This window comes from Pseudoalteromonas sp. DL-6, from assembly GCF_004328665.1.
Lineage (GTDB): Bacteria > Pseudomonadota > Gammaproteobacteria > Enterobacterales > Alteromonadaceae > Pseudoalteromonas.
Genome location: NZ_CP019770.1, coordinates 2,118,585 through 2,134,049 on the forward strand (window position 1 = coordinate 2,118,585; position 15,465 = coordinate 2,134,049).

A 15,465-nucleotide genomic window follows, 5' to 3' on the forward strand; every position below is an offset into this window, starting at 1 on the left:
AATTAACACTCATGTACTTTTAAATATAAAAACACTAATTAAATTCACATTTAAACCCCGCAAAAACAACTATTTCATAAATGGCAACAAATTTATCGTTGATTATTATTCGATTAACGCTTTCCTATTTTTATACTAAAATAATGTAGCTTGGGAAGATTCAGTTGGTGTGTTTAATGCGCTTAATATCATTTGCGCAACAGGGTCGAGTTGTCTTTGAATGTACAGCGGGTAGTTCAGAGTGTTTTTACCGGTATAAAGCTCAGCGCCGGTTACTGCATAAACATATTCGATTACTTGTCCGCGTTTTATTTCAAACTCAGGATGGCTCGCTTTGTGTTTTTTAACTGCTTGAACGTGAGGTGGGATATTTTTAATATAATCGCTCAGGTGCTGCCCTAAACGCTTCCTATAAACGAGCTTGTGGTCAAAGTCACCGCTGTATAATTTTTGCGTGTAGCTATTTATTATATTGTGCAGTTGCTGTATTTCGAAGTGACTAGAGAAAAGCGTTTCAAACAACTGTGTTTGAAACTCCTGTGCAAACTCAGTCCAATCACTGCGAACGGTTTCCATACCTTTAAAAACCAACTTTTTTTCATTCTTTTTGGTTACTTGACCAACATAACGTTTTTTAGAACCTGTTTTTTTACCTCGTATAGTTGGCATAAAAAACGGACTGTAATGGGTTTCAAATTCAATTTCTAAATAGCTTTGTAAGTCATAACGCTGCTTTAAGTCTACCTGCCACTTTTCGTTGATATGTCGAACAAGTTGGCAACCAATTTCGTTGCATTGCTCAGGACTGGTATCTTCACTAAGTTTTACAAACGTAGAGTCGGTATCACCATATATCACCTCAAAGCCTTGCGCTTCTATCCATTTACGAGTTGTTTGCATTATTTCATGGCCACGTAAAGTAATAGAGCTCGATAAGCGCGGGTCGTAAAACCGACAGCCTTTAGAGCCCAGTACGCCATATAAGCTATTCATAATAATTTTAATCGCTTGCGAGAGCATGGGTTGATTAGTGTCTTTTGCTTCTTGGCGAGTTTGTGTCAGGTGCTCAATTAATTTTGGCAGGTGGTGCTGCGTTCTTGAAAATAACGCCTGATTAAATCCTTCAACCGCATGCTCTGGTGCCTTTAACCCTGCGATTAAACCTAGCGGGTCAATGCAAAACGTACGCATAATTGACGGATATAAGCTTTTAAAATCAAGTACCAAAACGTTTTTGAAAAGCCCCGGAGTCGACTCCATCACATAGCCACCAGGGCTTTCAAAAGATAGCCCATGATCGCCTAGGTTGGGAGCAACATAACCACTGCGATGTAACAGCGGTAAATATAAATTAGTAAATGCAGCAACTGAGCCGCCCATGCGCTCAAGTTCGAGCCCGGTGATTTGAGTTCTGACTATGGCAAATTCAAACAGCTTTAGTTTTTCGAAAATTTGATTAACTAAAATACAATCTTGGCGGTTGTAGGCAGCAAGAGCGAGCTTGTCTTCATTAAATTGGCGTACAATTTCAGTTAATCGGTTATCAGTTTTTATTAATTTTGACTCGTTAAGCACCCGCTCTGCAACATTAGCTAACGAAAAGCTATCAAATCGATAAGTGGCATTCTTTAATGTATCAATACCATCTATTACGCATCGCCCTGGAAGCGTTAATCGAGTGTAATGGCCTTTATTAATATATAAAGGTTGATTATCTCGGCCAATACTCAGGGTAACTCCTAACGCCTCAGCGCGCTCTTGCAATAAACTAAAATCAAAATCAATAACATTCCAACCAACAATAACATCGGGGTCGTTATTAATGATGTACTGCTGCAGCTTGGTGAGCAGATTAATTTCGTCATAGCACCAATCTATTTCAAATGTCGGGTCGCTCTGCTGCTGTGGCTCACCTATCATTAATACACAATCTAGGCCATTTCCCACCAGTGCAACACTAAATAGCACGCCATCGGCATTGCATTCTATATCCAAAGAAACAGACTTAAGCGTTGGCGTATACTCGTTATTTGCTTTTAGCTTTGCCTCACTAATTTCAATAAAGCCGTTTTGAGCTTTGGCATTACCGGTTACCCATACGCCCCCTTTAATAAAGCGCTCCATTAAAAAGCGGTCACTGTGGCGCACATCGGCTTCATAAATTGGCATTACTTGCTCTAAAAGAGCTCGAGCAGTGTATACACTTTTTATATCGTTAAAGTAATAGGCCACACATTCACTACCACTAAAGTGACAAAGTTCAACGTTATTAAACTGCGCTTTTATGTTTGCCTGAGCCAGTAAAGCACTTGCAGTATCTTGCTCAGCCAATGGGATGAAAAACAACGCTTGCTGATTTTCAATCGTCACTTTTATCGGGCCTTGCTCAGAGCTTAGCCAATAGCACAAAGTAATACCTTGTGCATTTTTAGCAGTGTATTGTTGCCTTGATAAAATAAAGCCCTGATAGATTGCTTGTGTCAATGTTCGATCCCACTTAATATATACACTGTAATTATATACATATTTTAGGTTAATCATCACATGCTATCGAGCTCACTTAAAAAAACAATTAGACAAGTACACCAGCATGTTGCAAATAACCTAACCGATTACCGCCCTCGCAGTAGTCAAAACTATCTAGTTGCTGAAATCGCCAAAACATTAGCCGGTGAATACCATAAAAAACAACGTATTTGTGTTATTGAAGCAGGCACGGGTACCGGTAAGTCATTAGCTTACTGTCTAGGCGCCCTGCCACTGGCATTAGCACAAAAAAAGAAACTGGTTATTTCTACGGCTACGGTGGCTTTACAAGAGCAGTTAATCGCTAAAGAGCTACCATTTTTTAAAAAGCACTCAGGGCTCGATTTTAAATTTGATTTAGTAAAAGGCCGCCAACGTTATATTTGTGCACACAAACTTCATAATGCGCTGAACAGCGATAGTCAAACTCAAATGGAGTTTATGCCTACCCTTACATCGCCACTTAGTGATATGGAAACTAAATGCTTAAAGCAACTTTACGATGCCTATGTAAACAAAAAATGGCAAGGCGATAGAGACAGCTGGGCTGATACCATTCCTGATAGGGTATGGGGACTAATCGCCTGCGATAAGCATGCTTGCCAACGCCAGATGAAAGCACACCAAACATGTCCTTTTCAACTCGCCCGCCAGCAGTTAATGCAAATGGATGTATTAGTTATAAACCATTCGTTACTATTAGCCGATTTAGATTTAGGGGGCGGAAAAATTTTACCCGAACCCGACAATACCATTTATGTAATCGATGAAGCGCATCACCTTGCGCATATTACCCGCGATTTTTCATCTGCTGCAGCTACAATAAAAGGCACGATAGATTGGCTCGACAAACTCACTAAATTTAGTGGCAAAATGGCCAAAGTGTTAGTGGGGCAAAAAGGTATTGGGCAAAACTTTAAATTATGCGATAGCATTAACGATGCAAACAAAGATTTAAAAGTAGTCCGCGATATTCTCGACAACGCCGATTTTGAATATTCAAAAGACGATACCTATCGCTTTGAACATGGTGAAATTCCTAAATCGCTACACGCTAAGGCAAAAGACATTAGCGAAGCCACGCTTGATGCATTACGGTGTTTGAATAAAATGCACGACACCCTCACACAAGATGTAAGCGACGGTGATATTAAACCTTATGTTGCCGACCCCATTCTGGCTGAAAGTGGGCAATACATAAACCGGTTAGAACAACTTAATAAATTATGGTTTAGTTACGCTACTAAAGGCGAAGGCACACCGCATGCGCGTTGGATAAAGCGACTTGAATATAAAAGCCATCATGATCACTTGCTTAGCGACTGCCCTATTGAGGTCGGTTACTATTTAAAAGATAAGCTGTGGAGCGAATGTGCTGGAGCCGTGTTATGCTCAGCTACCTTGAGCGCACTAGGTTCATTTGATCACTTTGCCTATGAAAGCGGTCTTGCTAAAGAAGAAGGGGTAAAGTTCATTAAAGTCCCCTCTCCGTTTGACTACCCAAAACAGGCCACTCTGCGAATTCCTGCATCGAGCATAGAGCCAACAGATAAAGAATTTAGCGATCATATTGCGAAAACATTACCCGAGTATCTGAACACTAAAAAAGCCAATTTAGTGTTGTTTGCCTCTTACTGGCAAATGGACCATGTAAGTAAGTTTCTTAGAACAAAAGGATTTAACTTATTAGTACAAGGTGAAATGTCACGAGAAGCTTTACTCAAATTACATACTAAAAATATTGATGAAGGCAAAGGTAGTATTTTATTTGGCACCCAAAGCCTCTCTGAAGGGCTTGATTTACCAGGTAAATATTTAGAAAATCTAATTATTACAAAAATTCCATTTGCGGTGCCTACCTCGCCTATCGAAGAAGCACAAGCGGAGTTTGTGCAAAGTAAAGGCGGTAATCCATTTTTATCTATAACCGTGCCAGACGCAGCAAAGAAATTGGTACAAAGCTGTGGTAGACTGCTGCGCAAAGAAAGTGATATTGGCACAATAACTATTTTAGATAGACGCTTAATCACCAAACGATATGGCAAAGCCATGCTCGACACCTTACCACCTTTTAAAAGACAAATAGATTACTGATGTTTGAACTTGCACTCGACCCAACAACTTGGGCTATTTTATGTGGCGTTGCACTTTTAGCTGGCTTTATTGATGCTATTGCTGGCGGTGGTGGTTTACTCACTGTACCGGCACTGTTAACGGCGGGGTTACCTCCTCATTTAACGCTTGGCACTAATAAATTGGCCGCCAGTTTTGGCTCGTTAACCGCCAGTATTACCTATTATAAAAAACAATTATTTAACCCGAAGTTCTGGCTCGCCTCTATTTTGGCCACCGCTATAGGCGCTTTACTGGGCACTCTACTTGTTGATCATTTAAGCATCGACTTTTTAAACAAGTTGCTGCCTATAATCATTATCCTAGTGGCTTGTTATAGTTTGTTTGGTAACTTAAGCACCACACAAAGTGATGCGCTCCCTAAGCTCACTCCCGCTTTAAAAGTAAAACAATGGTTACAGGGGCTCAGTTTAGGTTTTTTTGATGGTTTAGCCGGCCCTGGTGCGGGTACCTTTTGGACTGCCTCAAACGGTATGCTTTATAAAATGAGTTTGTTACTTAATTGTGGTTTGGCGCGTTCAATGAACTTTGTTTCTAACTTTATCTCGCTGATCACCTTTGTTGCACTTGGCCATGTTAACTTTTTACTGGGAATTACAATGGGCTTCTTTATCATGCTTGGTGCATGGTTTGGCGCACATTCAGCGATTCGTTTTGGTAGTAAATTTATTCGCCCAGTATTTAATACGATGGTTATACTTTTAGCATTAAAACTAATTTACGAGGCATACTTTTAACATGCAACCTGCCGCTTTAGATAAACTACGCCAACAAGTTGCCACGCTTAAGCAACAGGCAGAGCAATTTGACAAAGCAAAGCTCTTTTCTAAAAACCGGTATATGCAGGCACAGCCGAGCTTATTTGACAGAGCCGTATTTAGTACCAAAAGCATGAACTTAGCCGACTATGTAGTAGAAATAGAAGATGAAATAGCCAGCCTACCACCGAGCGAACACCGTCATGCTTACACCTATGCACTTGAGCGCATTGCCAGTCAGGTACAAGCGGTATTTAATGTTATTAAGTCGACTCCTATTTGGGTGAAAGAAAATAAAAGTCATTATAAGCCTCGTGCTAAACAGCCTGTTTATAAACAAGCGGTGCAAAAAATCATGCAATCATCCCACGAATTATATGATGAACTTAAACAAAACCATGAATTTGAGCGCCGCCTGGTATTAATGATTGAAGAGCGTAAATTACAGATGGAAAAAGCATCACCAGCGCAAGCACAAAAGCTTAATCAAGAAATTTTAACTACTCATGCACGACTCGGGCGTTGTAGAAAAGCGATTTCTGCCACCGAAGACAAAATTCAACAAGTAGAAAAACAACAGCTACGCTAATGCAGCTTTTTTATCACGACCTGTACTCGCAATTAGAGTTACCTGAACGCCATCGATTTCCAATTAAAAAGTATCAACAGCTCAAGCATGAAGTTGAACGTTTAGGCTATACGCGGTTTATATCGCCTTCGCCAGCAACTACAGCGCAGTTAAGCTTATGCCATAGCTCAGATTATATTGCTGACTTTTTAAACGGGTCGTTAACTGACAAAGCGGTTAAAAAAATGGGATTTCCGCACTCACCTGAACTAGTCGAGCGAACCCTTTATTCTGTTGGTGCCAGTATTCAAGCAGCTGAGAATGCACTGCAAACCGGCTTAGCGGCTAATTTAAGTGGCGGTTATCATCATGCTTACAGCAATTACGGCAGTGGCTTTTGTATTTTTAATGATTTAGCTATTGCGGCAGCCCACCTTATTGCAACGGAGCAAGCCGACACCGTATTAATATTTGATTGCGACGTACATCAAGGTGACGGCACAGCACAAATAACCCAGCACCATGAGCAGATAATTAGCTGCTCAATTCACTGTGAACAAAACTTTCCTCGGCAAAAGCAACACTCAACCTATGACTTTGGCTTGCCAGCAAACACCACAGATGCAGAGTATTTAACAACACTAGAGCAAGCTCTTGAGTTATGTGTTCGTCTCCACCAGCCCGATATTATTTTATATAATGCGGGCGCCGATATTTATACCAAAGACGAACTCGGCTTATTTGATGTTTCTCTAGCTGGTGTGTATAAACGCGACTTTGCTGTTCTTAACTTTTGTAAGCAGCGAAACATACCACTGACGTGCGCTTTAGGTGGCGGTTATCAACGTAACATCAACAATTTAGTTAGTGTCCATAAGCAACTATTTAAAGCGGCTCTCGATTTATAACAATCCTTGGTATAGACTCATTACAGACAATAAAAAAGAGTGACAGGAATATGCGATTAGATGACGACATACACAATTTTTACGAAAAACTCGTTTTAGAAGAAATAGAAAAACGTAAACTTAATGAACGTTACAACGACGATGTAATGGCTGACTTTTGCTGCACCGTACTCAATCAATTACCCCCACGTTATATTAGATACGATGTAGATATGGCGTTTTATTTAACTCAAACAGATCGTTTAGATATGGAACAACGCGTAGAAGTTGCCATTAATTTTGCGATTGATCAAATAGCTAAAAAGAAAGAGCTCCATGAGTAACCCGCTAGAACAAGCTCCTACACACGTAAAACTGGCTGTTGATTTAATTATGATATTAGAGCAACACGATGTAGAGCCAGAAGAAGTATTAAAAGCGCTCGATATCGTAAAAAGTGACTTTGAAAAGAAGCTAGTTAACAACTAGCTTCATTCAATTGTGTCTACTTCATACACAGTGACAGCACCGTCATGTTTACTACAGTCAATTTTAATCTCACCGAATGTTCGCCTAGGTGATGTTGACCTACGGCATGTCATGTTTTGAGCTTTAACACCAAATTGTTCAATATAAACTGCAACAATTGCATCTATTTCTTGTTTGTCTTCTGTTGTCGCTGCGGCATAAAAAGTATCATATTGTTGTGACCAATTTTCAACACCAGCTTCTGCAGCAACCCCCAACCACCCCATACCCAGCTTAGTTGATTGCTCTAAATATTGTCCTTTTAAAAACATAAACGCTAGGGTGTATTGTGCACTTTTATAACCCAATGCAGCTGGCTCTTCTAAATAGTTAAAAGCTTCTTCAAACTCCCCTTTTTTGTATGCCTTAACACCATTATATTCTTTTTTCTTCATGGTATTATCGCTGTAAAGACTTACTGGTGACGAATTGCAGCCAGTTATTAAAGCCACCAATACCAGCAAAGTGGCACTCAATTGTTGATGATTCATTATTATCCTTAATTTATTATTTTTTTTGCTCAGAAACATACACCACTTTTAAAGCATCTGCCCTAAAACCTGTTAACATAAATTTAATATTATCATGGGATTGCAAAGCTTACAGCGATTATTTTTATAAGCGCAGTTTTAACCGCCCATTTAAAAATAGATAAACCTAATTTTTTAATACCCTGTGTTTATACCCAAGTTACTTTAAGTACAATACATTTAACTGGCTCAAATTTATCACTGACTGTCCGTTTGTTGAACTAGTAGTAATAACTGCGCGGCCGCTTTGGCATCGTCTAATGCACGGTGATGGTTGGTTAAGTCTAAATTAAAGTGTGCAGATAAATTTCCCAGCGAATACGACTTTAATCCCTTAAATGCTTTACGTGATTCAACAACGGTACATAGTTTTGGCATTTTAAAGTTGATTCCCAGCTCCTCAAGCTCTTTTTTAATAAAGCCATAATCAAAATTAACATTGTGAGCGACAAAAATACTACCCGAAAGCTTATCTAATAAAGTCGAAGCAATGTCGCTAAATATAGGCGCATCACTTACCATGGCGTCGTTAATACCAGTTAGTTTGGTAATAAAACGAGGGATCGGTCGCTCTGGGTTTATCAATGTGGTCCATGTATCAACTATTTCGCCCTGCTTTACTTTAACAATACCAATTTCGGTAATGCGGTTACCGCCTTTGAGGCCTCCTGTAGTTTCAATATCAACTACACTATAAATACGGTTAGGGTCTACATACCACTTCACCGCTGCAATATTTACGATAAAGCCACAGCTTTTTAAATTATCGATACTCACTAGCTGGTTTCTTTTAAGCTTATCGCCAGGTGCTTTAACCTCTTCAAAATGAACGGCATTGTTATCAACAATCATTAAATCGGGGTAACCATCTTTTAGCTGTCGGTAGTTCTTTGCCATGTTTTTTAAATGCTGAAGTAAAACGGTTATTGGACTATTTAATATAAGCATCTCTACTGGCTTTAATACATCTGGGTGCCACCTAAATAAGCCATTTGGTTGCTCATAATACTTTGCGGCATGGTGACACACTAAACGCAGCAATTTCTGGGCACTATTACACGCAGCTAGCCGCGCTTCTATTTGTGAGGATTGATTTAAGTAAAAGGAGTCTGTTTTTAACGCTTGTGGGAAAATATCAAATTCATTACAAGGCGGCGTCGGGGTTTCAATAAATAGCTCTTGCCAAAAAACCAGCGCAAATAGGCTTTGCCACAAAGTATTTTCAGTATAAAAAACTTGTTTGCCTTGACGAGTGTAGTGATCGCTTACACCTAACTCAACATCGCTTCGGTAAAGTTCATCAACTTCTATAATGCAGCGTGTACTGGCTAACATTTCACTGAGCCGCGAACGGGTTTGCTTGTTAAATTTACGCATTAAAAAGTCATCTGCAAAATACAGTAACTCATCACTAAGCGGGTTTTCTATAATTTGCTCAAGCTGCGCTTTTACCCATTGCTTATTGCCCTGTCGGTATTGCTCCCTTATTTGAATTTCTAAGGCTTGTGCATCGTCTTCGCAGGCATTAAGTACATCAAACGCAAGTGTTGGGTTAGTTGTTTTTAGTTGCTTATAAAGTATAACCAGTAACTTGTTTTTTAACTCTTGTGCAATAACCCCTACTACTACTTCATTTATTAGCTGCCTTGCTAGTTCTTCTCTTTCATTGTCATCTTTTGTATTTTTAAGCGTTAGTCGCAAACGGTTTAATTTATAGTTAGACTGCGCTTCCTTTATTGAATCAAAGCGCGATAAGCTTTCATTATGCTCTTGCCTAACAGGTGTTACGCCTAAATCTCGCAGTACAAATCGATTTTGATGATTAATATCGCCTGCACTGAGCCTGCCAATATATAAAAATTCAAAATACTCGAAATACTCTTCTCTATTATTTATCACGTACTGATTATATAAGTGTGCAAGACACTCTGGCTTAGATTCAAAGAATGAAATAGCTATTTCAAATAAGTTACTTTTAGCAGCGCTTTTTTTAAATAATGGCGTTTGTTCTTGCTTTTCTAGCAGCTCTATTAAGGCCGGTTTTGTTAGGTGACTTAGTAGTTGCCTATGATCTTTATCAGAGGGTTCTACAATTAACTTTGCCGCTTTTAATTTAAAAAGTGCTTGGTATGGCGAGCTAATTTCTTCGTAGTTTAATGATTGGGTTTGAACTAAATAAGGCTTACGAGAATAAATACGCGCCAACATACACTGGCTTTGCTCGTCGAGCGTATTTATTTTATTAATAAATTTAATATGCCTTTGCTCGAGTAAATGCACGCATTTCTCACTAACAAACGTTAATAGCTCTCTAAAATGTGCCAAATAATATTTCGCTGGTAACTCTTTTCTCATAAAACTGCCTGCACTGTATATAAAAACAGTATCTAGCATCTCGTTATTTTTATCAACCCAATAAAATTTTTTATGCATACGTATTACTATTGAAATATCTTTTTTAGCGTGATCACTCTGTGCTAAGGTTGCCAGCAAATTTAGTGCTACTTTAATTACACATAATAAAAATTAGGATTGAACAACATGACAACACAGCATGCAACTAAAGGTGAGCATAGCGCAGAGACAACGTGCTCGCTTTTTTATGTTATTTTTATATCGGCCGTTGCCGCTATTGGTGGCTTTTTATTTGGTTTTGATTCAGGCGTTATAAATGGCACCGTATCGGCATTGGGTAATACATTTAATTCAAGCAGTGTTGCAACTGGTTTTAATGTTGCATCTGTATTATTAGGCTGTGCATTAGGGGCATTAGCGGCTGGCCCATTAGCTGATAAGTTTGGTCGTCGCGTTATTATGATTGTTACTGCCATTATATTTGCAGTCAGCGCTTTTGGCTCTGGCATTGCAGATAGTTCCGCTGAGTTTATTTTTTACCGCTTATTTGGCGGATTAGGCATAGGTGCAGCCTCTGTTTTAGCGCCTGCTTATATTGCAGAAGTAGCACCAGCAAGTTTGCGTGGTCGCTTAGCGACATTGCAACAACTCGCTATTGTTCTTGGCTTATTTGCAGCCTTTTTAAGTAACTACCTAATTGCTAACGCTGCTGGCGGTGCCGAAGGTATTTTAATGTTAGATTTAGCCGCGTGGCGCTGGATGTTTTGGGCTGAACTTGTTCCTGCAGGGTTATTTTTGATTGGCGTACTTTTTATTCCTGAGTCACCGCGTTACCTAGTCGCACAAGGTAAACTTAAACACGCTAAAACTGTATTTAATAAAATCTCAAATGACGATGCTGATGCACAAATCAGTGACGTGAAGCAGTCTCTGCAAAGTGATAAAAAACCAAGTATTCGCGACTTATTTATTGATGGCAGTAAAAAAGTACACCCTATTGTTTGGGTGGGTGTGGCTTTATCGGTTTTCCAACAATTTGTTGGTATTAACGTGGTATTTTATTACGGCTCAGAGCTTTGGCAAGCCGCTGGTTTTGATGAATCACAATCACTGTTTATTAATGTACTTGCCGGTACTACTAATATTTTATCTACCTTTATAGCTATTGCTTTAGTCGATAAAGTAGGCCGTAAGCCACTATTATTGGTAGGTAGCATAGGTATGTTTATTAGTTTAAGTGCACTTACCTATACCTTTGGAAGTGCAGGCCTTGATGAAGCAGGCAAGTTAGCACTTAGCGAAAACATGGGTACCTTTGCATTAATAATGGCTAATTTGTTTGTGGTATTTTTTGGCTTAAGCTGGGGCCCTATTGTATGGGTACTACTTGGTGAAATGTTTAATAACCGTATTCGCGGAGCAGCCCTTGCGGTTGCTGCTAGTGCACAGTGGATAGCTAACTTTGCTATTACTATGACCTTCCCGATTATGCTCGGCAGTATTGGTTTAGCAGGTGCTTATGGCTTTTACACCCTTTCGGCATTTATTAGCGTATTTTTTGTGGTCAAATACATAAAAGAAACACGCGGCATGAAATTAGAATCTATGTAGTTATATAGCAGCAAAGTAACGAGCTAATCGCTACTTTGCTGCTTTTTTAATAAACCTCAATGAAAGCCCTTTCATTTAACTATCCCTTAAATATCAACAATATTCTTTTTTGCTATATATAATCCTTTAAAATTCCTTTTTGGAATAAAGAAAATTAGCTATTGTCCGCCAATTATTTCTACACAATGCTGATCAAAATGAAACAACTGTTATTATCAAGCCTTACTGTTGCCTGTGCTTTAAGCTCTTTTAATGTATTTGCTACCAATGGCTATTTTACTCATGGCTATGGGATGACTCACAAAGGTATGGCGGGTGCCGGTATAGCCCTATCAGAAGAGCTAATGTCCGGTGCAAATAACCCTGCCACCCTTTTAGTAAATGGCACTGAAATGTCTTTCGGGGTTGAACTATTTTCTCCGAAGAGAAAGTACACCGCTTCATCCGTTGATACATTTTATCCTAACGCCTTTTATCTTGATGCGGACACGAAAAAAAGTGATAACAGTTTATTTGCAATCCCAGAGTTTGCTATTGGTCATCAACTTAATCAGGATATTAATCTAGGGTTACTGGTTTACGCTAACGGTGGGATGAACACAGAGTACACTGCCGAATCAGCTCCTCAAGGTACGTTTTATGGCGGCAACACGGGTGTTGATTTAAAACAATTATTTATTAGCCCAACCATAAGCTATAAATTAAATGAGCAAACGCGTATAGGCGTATCACCTATCTATGTTGTTCAACAGTTTGAAGCACAAGGGTTGGCAAATTTTGCTCCATTTTCGCAAGCACCAAGTGCATTATCAAATAATGGTACTGACACCAGCACCGGTTTTGGTTTGCAGCTAGGCATAAACCAAATTATTGATACAACATTTAGCTGGGGCGCAAGTTACCGCTTTGCTGTTTCTATGAGTGAGTTTGATCGTTACAGTGGTTTATTTGCAGAGCAAGGTGGCTTTGATTTACCCAGCTCTATTCAACTTGGTACAGCGTGGCAGTTTTTACCATCTCACCAAGTCGTATTTGATTGGCAAAAAATAAATTACAGTGAAGTTGAAAGTATCGCTAATCCAATCACTAATTTAATGTCAGCACCTCTAGGCTCTAAAGCCGGTGCAGGTTTTGGCTGGCATGATATGAGTATTTATAAGCTTGGCTATCAATGGCAACGCACATTGGAACAAAAGATTCGATTTGGAGTCTCTTATACCGAGCAACCCATTCCATCGTCTGAAATTTTATTTAATATTTTAGCCCCGGGTGTGCAAGAATGGCACTTCACGGCAGGGATCAGTCACGCAATTAGTGACACCATGCAATTTAATGCGATGGCATTTTATTCACCCTCTAAAAATGTAACCGGTGCAAACTATTTAGCGCCTAATCAACAGTTATCAATTTCAATGGAGCAATCGGGTTTAGGTATATCCCTTGCTTGGAGAATTTAAACTATGACAACCGAATTCACGCCGCTATCCGCCGCCATTGGCGGTGGCCTAATTGGCTTAGCCTGCGCCCTATTGCTAATATTTTTTGGTAAAATTGCGGGTATTTCAGGCTTGATCAAGTCGCTATTCAACCCTTTTACTAAATCATCTCGTTGGAAGTTATGTTTTATAGCGGGATTGGTATTAGCGGGTGTGTGTGTGCAAATATTTAAGCCTGAGTTATTAGTGGGCGAATTAAACTTATCCCCCTTGATGATTATAATTGCAGGGCTTTTGGTTGGTATTGGCACCTCACTAGCGAATGGCTGCACCAGTGGTCACGGTGTCTGTGGTATGTCGCGTTTTTCTGCTCGTTCATGGGTATCAACCTGTACATTTATGGCAATCGCCATTATCACAGCTAATTTAGTAGGATAAACCATGCAGTTAATTATTACGCTTATTCTAGGATTTATATTTGGTTTAGGGCTTATTATTAGTGGCATGACTAACCCAGACAAAGTACTTAACTTTCTTACCTTTAATAAACACTGGGATGGAAGCTTAATTATTGTCATGGCCGTGGCGATGACTATTATGATGGGGGCTTGGTTTTGGCTCACTAAAAAAGGCACTCCTTTATTTAGTGAAAAGCTCAGTTTAAGCGACTTTAAACAGGTTGATATGCGCTTAATTACTGGCTCGGTTTTATTTGGTTTAGGTTGGGGTTTAAGTGGTATATGCCCAGGTCCAGGGCTGGTACAGCTTGTGTCACTTAAAACAGAATTTTGGTTATTTTTTGCAGCCGTACTAGGCGGTATGTGGATCACTAAAAAAGTATGATGTGGACTGCTGAGCTTAGCTCGGCAGCTTTAAAAACGACGGTAATTTGTTAGCTTCCCTGCCAATAATCCCCAATAAAATAGCAAGCGCCCACTTATTCCGCTGAGACGTCATGTTGACCCTTAATAGCTTATTTAATACTTTTAGCGCAATATAATAATCAACTTTAATTATTGCTCACGTATTAGCTATTGACTATAAAGGTAAAAGTTTAGCTAAGTGGGTATGATCTAGAATTAGTGTACGAATAATATAAATAAGAAATATTGCAAAATGAATAAATGGAATTTTAATACACCCAAATGTTGTTTGAAGTATAAGTTGACATAACCACATTCGATTTCATTGAACTACAACGGCACAAGTGAAGTGTAAGTTGGCATAATGTTGAAGCTTATAATGGCATAAAGTTACCAAATACGAGCTCTTTAAAACCAACACCACAAGAGTACTGACTAGTTTCATTGGCTGCAATGTGCCAATTGCAGGCAGTGGTAACGCCGCAAGCAGCTGTAGCTTTGTATTGGGTTGTTTTGGGTAGCGTAGCGTAAACCGCAAGACAAGTAACGAAAAAGCCGTCAGACTGGTTGCCTTGTTATGCCTTAGCTCGCTTATTACAACGTTCTATGCGTTTATCCCAGTCACCAGCCCAGCCTTGTAATTTAGCTTTTTTACATAAAGAAATAGCTTCACTGTATCGTTTTTGCTTTTCTAGAACTATGGCTAACTGGTAGTAACCTTTGTGCGCAGGTAAGTCGTCACCATATTGTTCTTTAAAAGCCTCAATCGCCATTGGTGCATTTTCAATTTGCTGTTCACAGGCTTGGATTGCGAGTTCTAAACCGTTTGGTCGTAGGTCTCTATCTTTATAACAAACTTCTAATTTTGCACCATATAAAAAATGTACGTCTAATGGCGCTGAGTTTTGATCAATCAAAGATTCTGCTTTAGCTATTAACTTATAAGCAATGTTTCTCAACTCTGGCTTATTAAACCAACCAATAAGTCCCCAAAAAAAGTGAAGGTGAGTTTGACTGCTGCTGTATATTTCACCTTCAATTATTGATTTTTCAGTCCCCATTGGAGCGTAAGTAATTAGAATGATTTCACGTTCTTTATCATTCAACTCATTAAGCCACCAATTTTCTAAATTTAGATATTTGATAATTCCATTTACTTTTGGCTTTTTCTTGAAAAGATCGAAAATGCCCATCGTCTACTCCTTAGAGGCATAACGCCAAAATAACGGGCAAATAGTGTTTGGCAATAATTTTGTAACGCAGTGACAAA

The 15,465-nt window shown here is 39.3% G+C and carries 14 protein-coding genes; 10 read left to right on the forward strand and 4 right to left on the reverse strand.

Features of this window, described 5'->3' with window-relative positions:
• Positions 1-135 precede the first annotated feature (135 nt).
• The gene (locus B1F84_RS09870; protein ID WP_131691311.1) at positions 136-2,484 is read right to left on the reverse strand and encodes a DNA polymerase II; all 2,349 of its coding nucleotides are present in this window, start codon (positions 2,482-2,484) and stop codon (positions 136-138) included.
• A gap of 60 nt (positions 2,485-2,544) precedes the next feature.
• Here B1F84_RS09870 and dinG point away from each other — a divergent pair, with 60 nt between their 5' ends.
• From dinG to B1F84_RS09900, 6 genes are read left to right on the forward strand one after another with little or no spacing between them, the layout of a single operon-like run.
• Positions 2,545-4,620, forward strand: coding sequence for an ATP-dependent DNA helicase DinG (dinG, locus tag B1F84_RS09875; RefSeq protein WP_131691312.1), 2,076 nt, complete (start codon positions 2,545-2,547; stop codon positions 4,618-4,620).
• Positions 4,620-5,396 carry a TSUP family transporter gene (locus tag B1F84_RS09880; RefSeq protein WP_131691313.1) on the forward strand — a complete coding sequence of 259 codons (777 nt, stop codon included), beginning with the start codon at positions 4,620-4,622 and terminating at the stop codon, positions 5,394-5,396. The genes dinG and B1F84_RS09880 overlap by 1 nt, the downstream gene beginning before the upstream one ends.
• Position 5,397: 1 nt before the next feature.
• Positions 5,398-6,006 (forward strand): primosomal replication protein, encoded by a 609-nt coding sequence (locus B1F84_RS09885; RefSeq protein WP_008109383.1) that lies wholly within the window; start codon positions 5,398-5,400, stop codon positions 6,004-6,006.
• Positions 6,006-6,893, forward strand: coding sequence for a histone deacetylase (locus tag B1F84_RS09890; protein WP_131691314.1), 888 nt, complete (start codon positions 6,006-6,008; stop codon positions 6,891-6,893). The genes B1F84_RS09885 and B1F84_RS09890 overlap by 1 nt, the downstream gene beginning before the upstream one ends.
• A 50-nt stretch (positions 6,894-6,943) precedes the next feature.
• Positions 6,944-7,216 (forward strand): late competence development ComFB family protein, encoded by a 273-nt coding sequence (locus B1F84_RS09895; protein ID WP_131691315.1) that lies wholly within the window; start codon positions 6,944-6,946, stop codon positions 7,214-7,216.
• Positions 7,209-7,361 (forward strand): DUF2496 domain-containing protein, encoded by a 153-nt coding sequence (locus tag B1F84_RS09900; RefSeq protein WP_131691316.1) that lies wholly within the window; start codon positions 7,209-7,211, stop codon positions 7,359-7,361. The genes B1F84_RS09895 and B1F84_RS09900 overlap by 8 nt, the downstream gene beginning before the upstream one ends.
• 2 nt (positions 7,362-7,363) lie before the next feature.
• On the opposite strand, the gene B1F84_RS09905 is transcribed toward B1F84_RS09900, so the two are convergent.
• A complete protein-coding gene (locus B1F84_RS09905) occupies positions 7,364-7,891 on the reverse strand; it encodes a sel1 repeat family protein (protein ID WP_131691317.1) in 528 nt (175 codons plus the stop codon).
• Positions 7,892-8,128: 237 nt separating this feature from the next.
• Positions 8,129-10,285, reverse strand: coding sequence for an exonuclease domain-containing protein (locus B1F84_RS09910; RefSeq protein WP_131691923.1), 2,157 nt, complete (start codon positions 10,283-10,285; stop codon positions 8,129-8,131).
• Positions 10,286-10,471: 186 nt separating this feature from the next.
• On the opposite strand from B1F84_RS09910, the gene B1F84_RS09915 reads away from it, so the two are divergent.
• From B1F84_RS09915 to B1F84_RS09930, 4 genes are all read left to right on the forward strand, one after another.
• Entirely contained in the window at positions 10,472-11,896 is a 1,425-nt protein-coding gene (locus B1F84_RS09915) for a sugar porter family MFS transporter (RefSeq protein WP_131691318.1), read from the forward strand.
• 197 nt (positions 11,897-12,093) lie between these two features.
• Positions 12,094-13,353: an outer membrane protein transport protein gene (locus B1F84_RS09920; protein ID WP_131691319.1), complete on the forward strand. Its 1,260-nt coding sequence runs from the start codon at positions 12,094-12,096 to the stop codon at positions 13,351-13,353.
• 3 nt (positions 13,354-13,356) lie between these two features.
• Complete coding sequence (locus B1F84_RS09925; RefSeq protein ID WP_131691320.1) at positions 13,357-13,770, forward strand: YeeE/YedE thiosulfate transporter family protein; 414 nt, start codon at positions 13,357-13,359, stop codon at positions 13,768-13,770.
• A 3-nt stretch (positions 13,771-13,773) separates the two neighbouring features.
• Positions 13,774-14,175: a DUF6691 family protein gene (locus B1F84_RS09930; RefSeq protein WP_131691321.1), complete on the forward strand. Its 402-nt coding sequence runs from the start codon at positions 13,774-13,776 to the stop codon at positions 14,173-14,175.
• A 595-nt stretch (positions 14,176-14,770) separates the two neighbouring features.
• Here the strand turns inward: B1F84_RS09930 and B1F84_RS09935 are convergent.
• Entirely contained in the window at positions 14,771-15,388 is a 618-nt protein-coding gene (locus B1F84_RS09935) for a hypothetical protein (RefSeq protein ID WP_131691322.1), read from the reverse strand.
• Positions 15,389-15,465 lie beyond the last annotated feature (77 nt).

Coding starts and splice junctions, on each gene's coding strand:
- dinG (WP_131691312.1), top strand. CDS start 2,545: ATGCTATCGAGCTCACTTAAAAAAACAATTAGACAAGTACACCAGCAT.
- B1F84_RS09880 (WP_131691313.1), top strand. CDS start 4,620: ATGTTTGAACTTGCACTCGACCCAACAACTTGGGCTATTTTATGTGGC.
- B1F84_RS09885 (WP_008109383.1), top strand. CDS start 5,398: ATGCAACCTGCCGCTTTAGATAAACTACGCCAACAAGTTGCCACGCTT.
- B1F84_RS09890 (WP_131691314.1), top strand. CDS start 6,006: ATGCAGCTTTTTTATCACGACCTGTACTCGCAATTAGAGTTACCTGAA.
- B1F84_RS09895 (WP_131691315.1), top strand. CDS start 6,944: ATGCGATTAGATGACGACATACACAATTTTTACGAAAAACTCGTTTTA.
- B1F84_RS09900 (WP_131691316.1), top strand. CDS start 7,209: ATGAGTAACCCGCTAGAACAAGCTCCTACACACGTAAAACTGGCTGTT.
- B1F84_RS09905 (WP_131691317.1), bottom strand. CDS start 7,891: ATGAATCATCAACAATTGAGTGCCACTTTGCTGGTATTGGTGGCTTTA.
- B1F84_RS09910 (WP_131691923.1), bottom strand. CDS start 10,285: ATGAGAAAAGAGTTACCAGCGAAATATTATTTGGCACATTTTAGAGAG.
- B1F84_RS09915 (WP_131691318.1), top strand. CDS start 10,472: ATGACAACACAGCATGCAACTAAAGGTGAGCATAGCGCAGAGACAACG.
- B1F84_RS09920 (WP_131691319.1), top strand. CDS start 12,094: ATGAAACAACTGTTATTATCAAGCCTTACTGTTGCCTGTGCTTTAAGC.
- B1F84_RS09925 (WP_131691320.1), top strand. CDS start 13,357: ATGACAACCGAATTCACGCCGCTATCCGCCGCCATTGGCGGTGGCCTA.
- B1F84_RS09930 (WP_131691321.1), top strand. CDS start 13,774: ATGCAGTTAATTATTACGCTTATTCTAGGATTTATATTTGGTTTAGGG.
- B1F84_RS09935 (WP_131691322.1), bottom strand. CDS start 15,388: ATGGGCATTTTCGATCTTTTCAAGAAAAAGCCAAAAGTAAATGGAATT.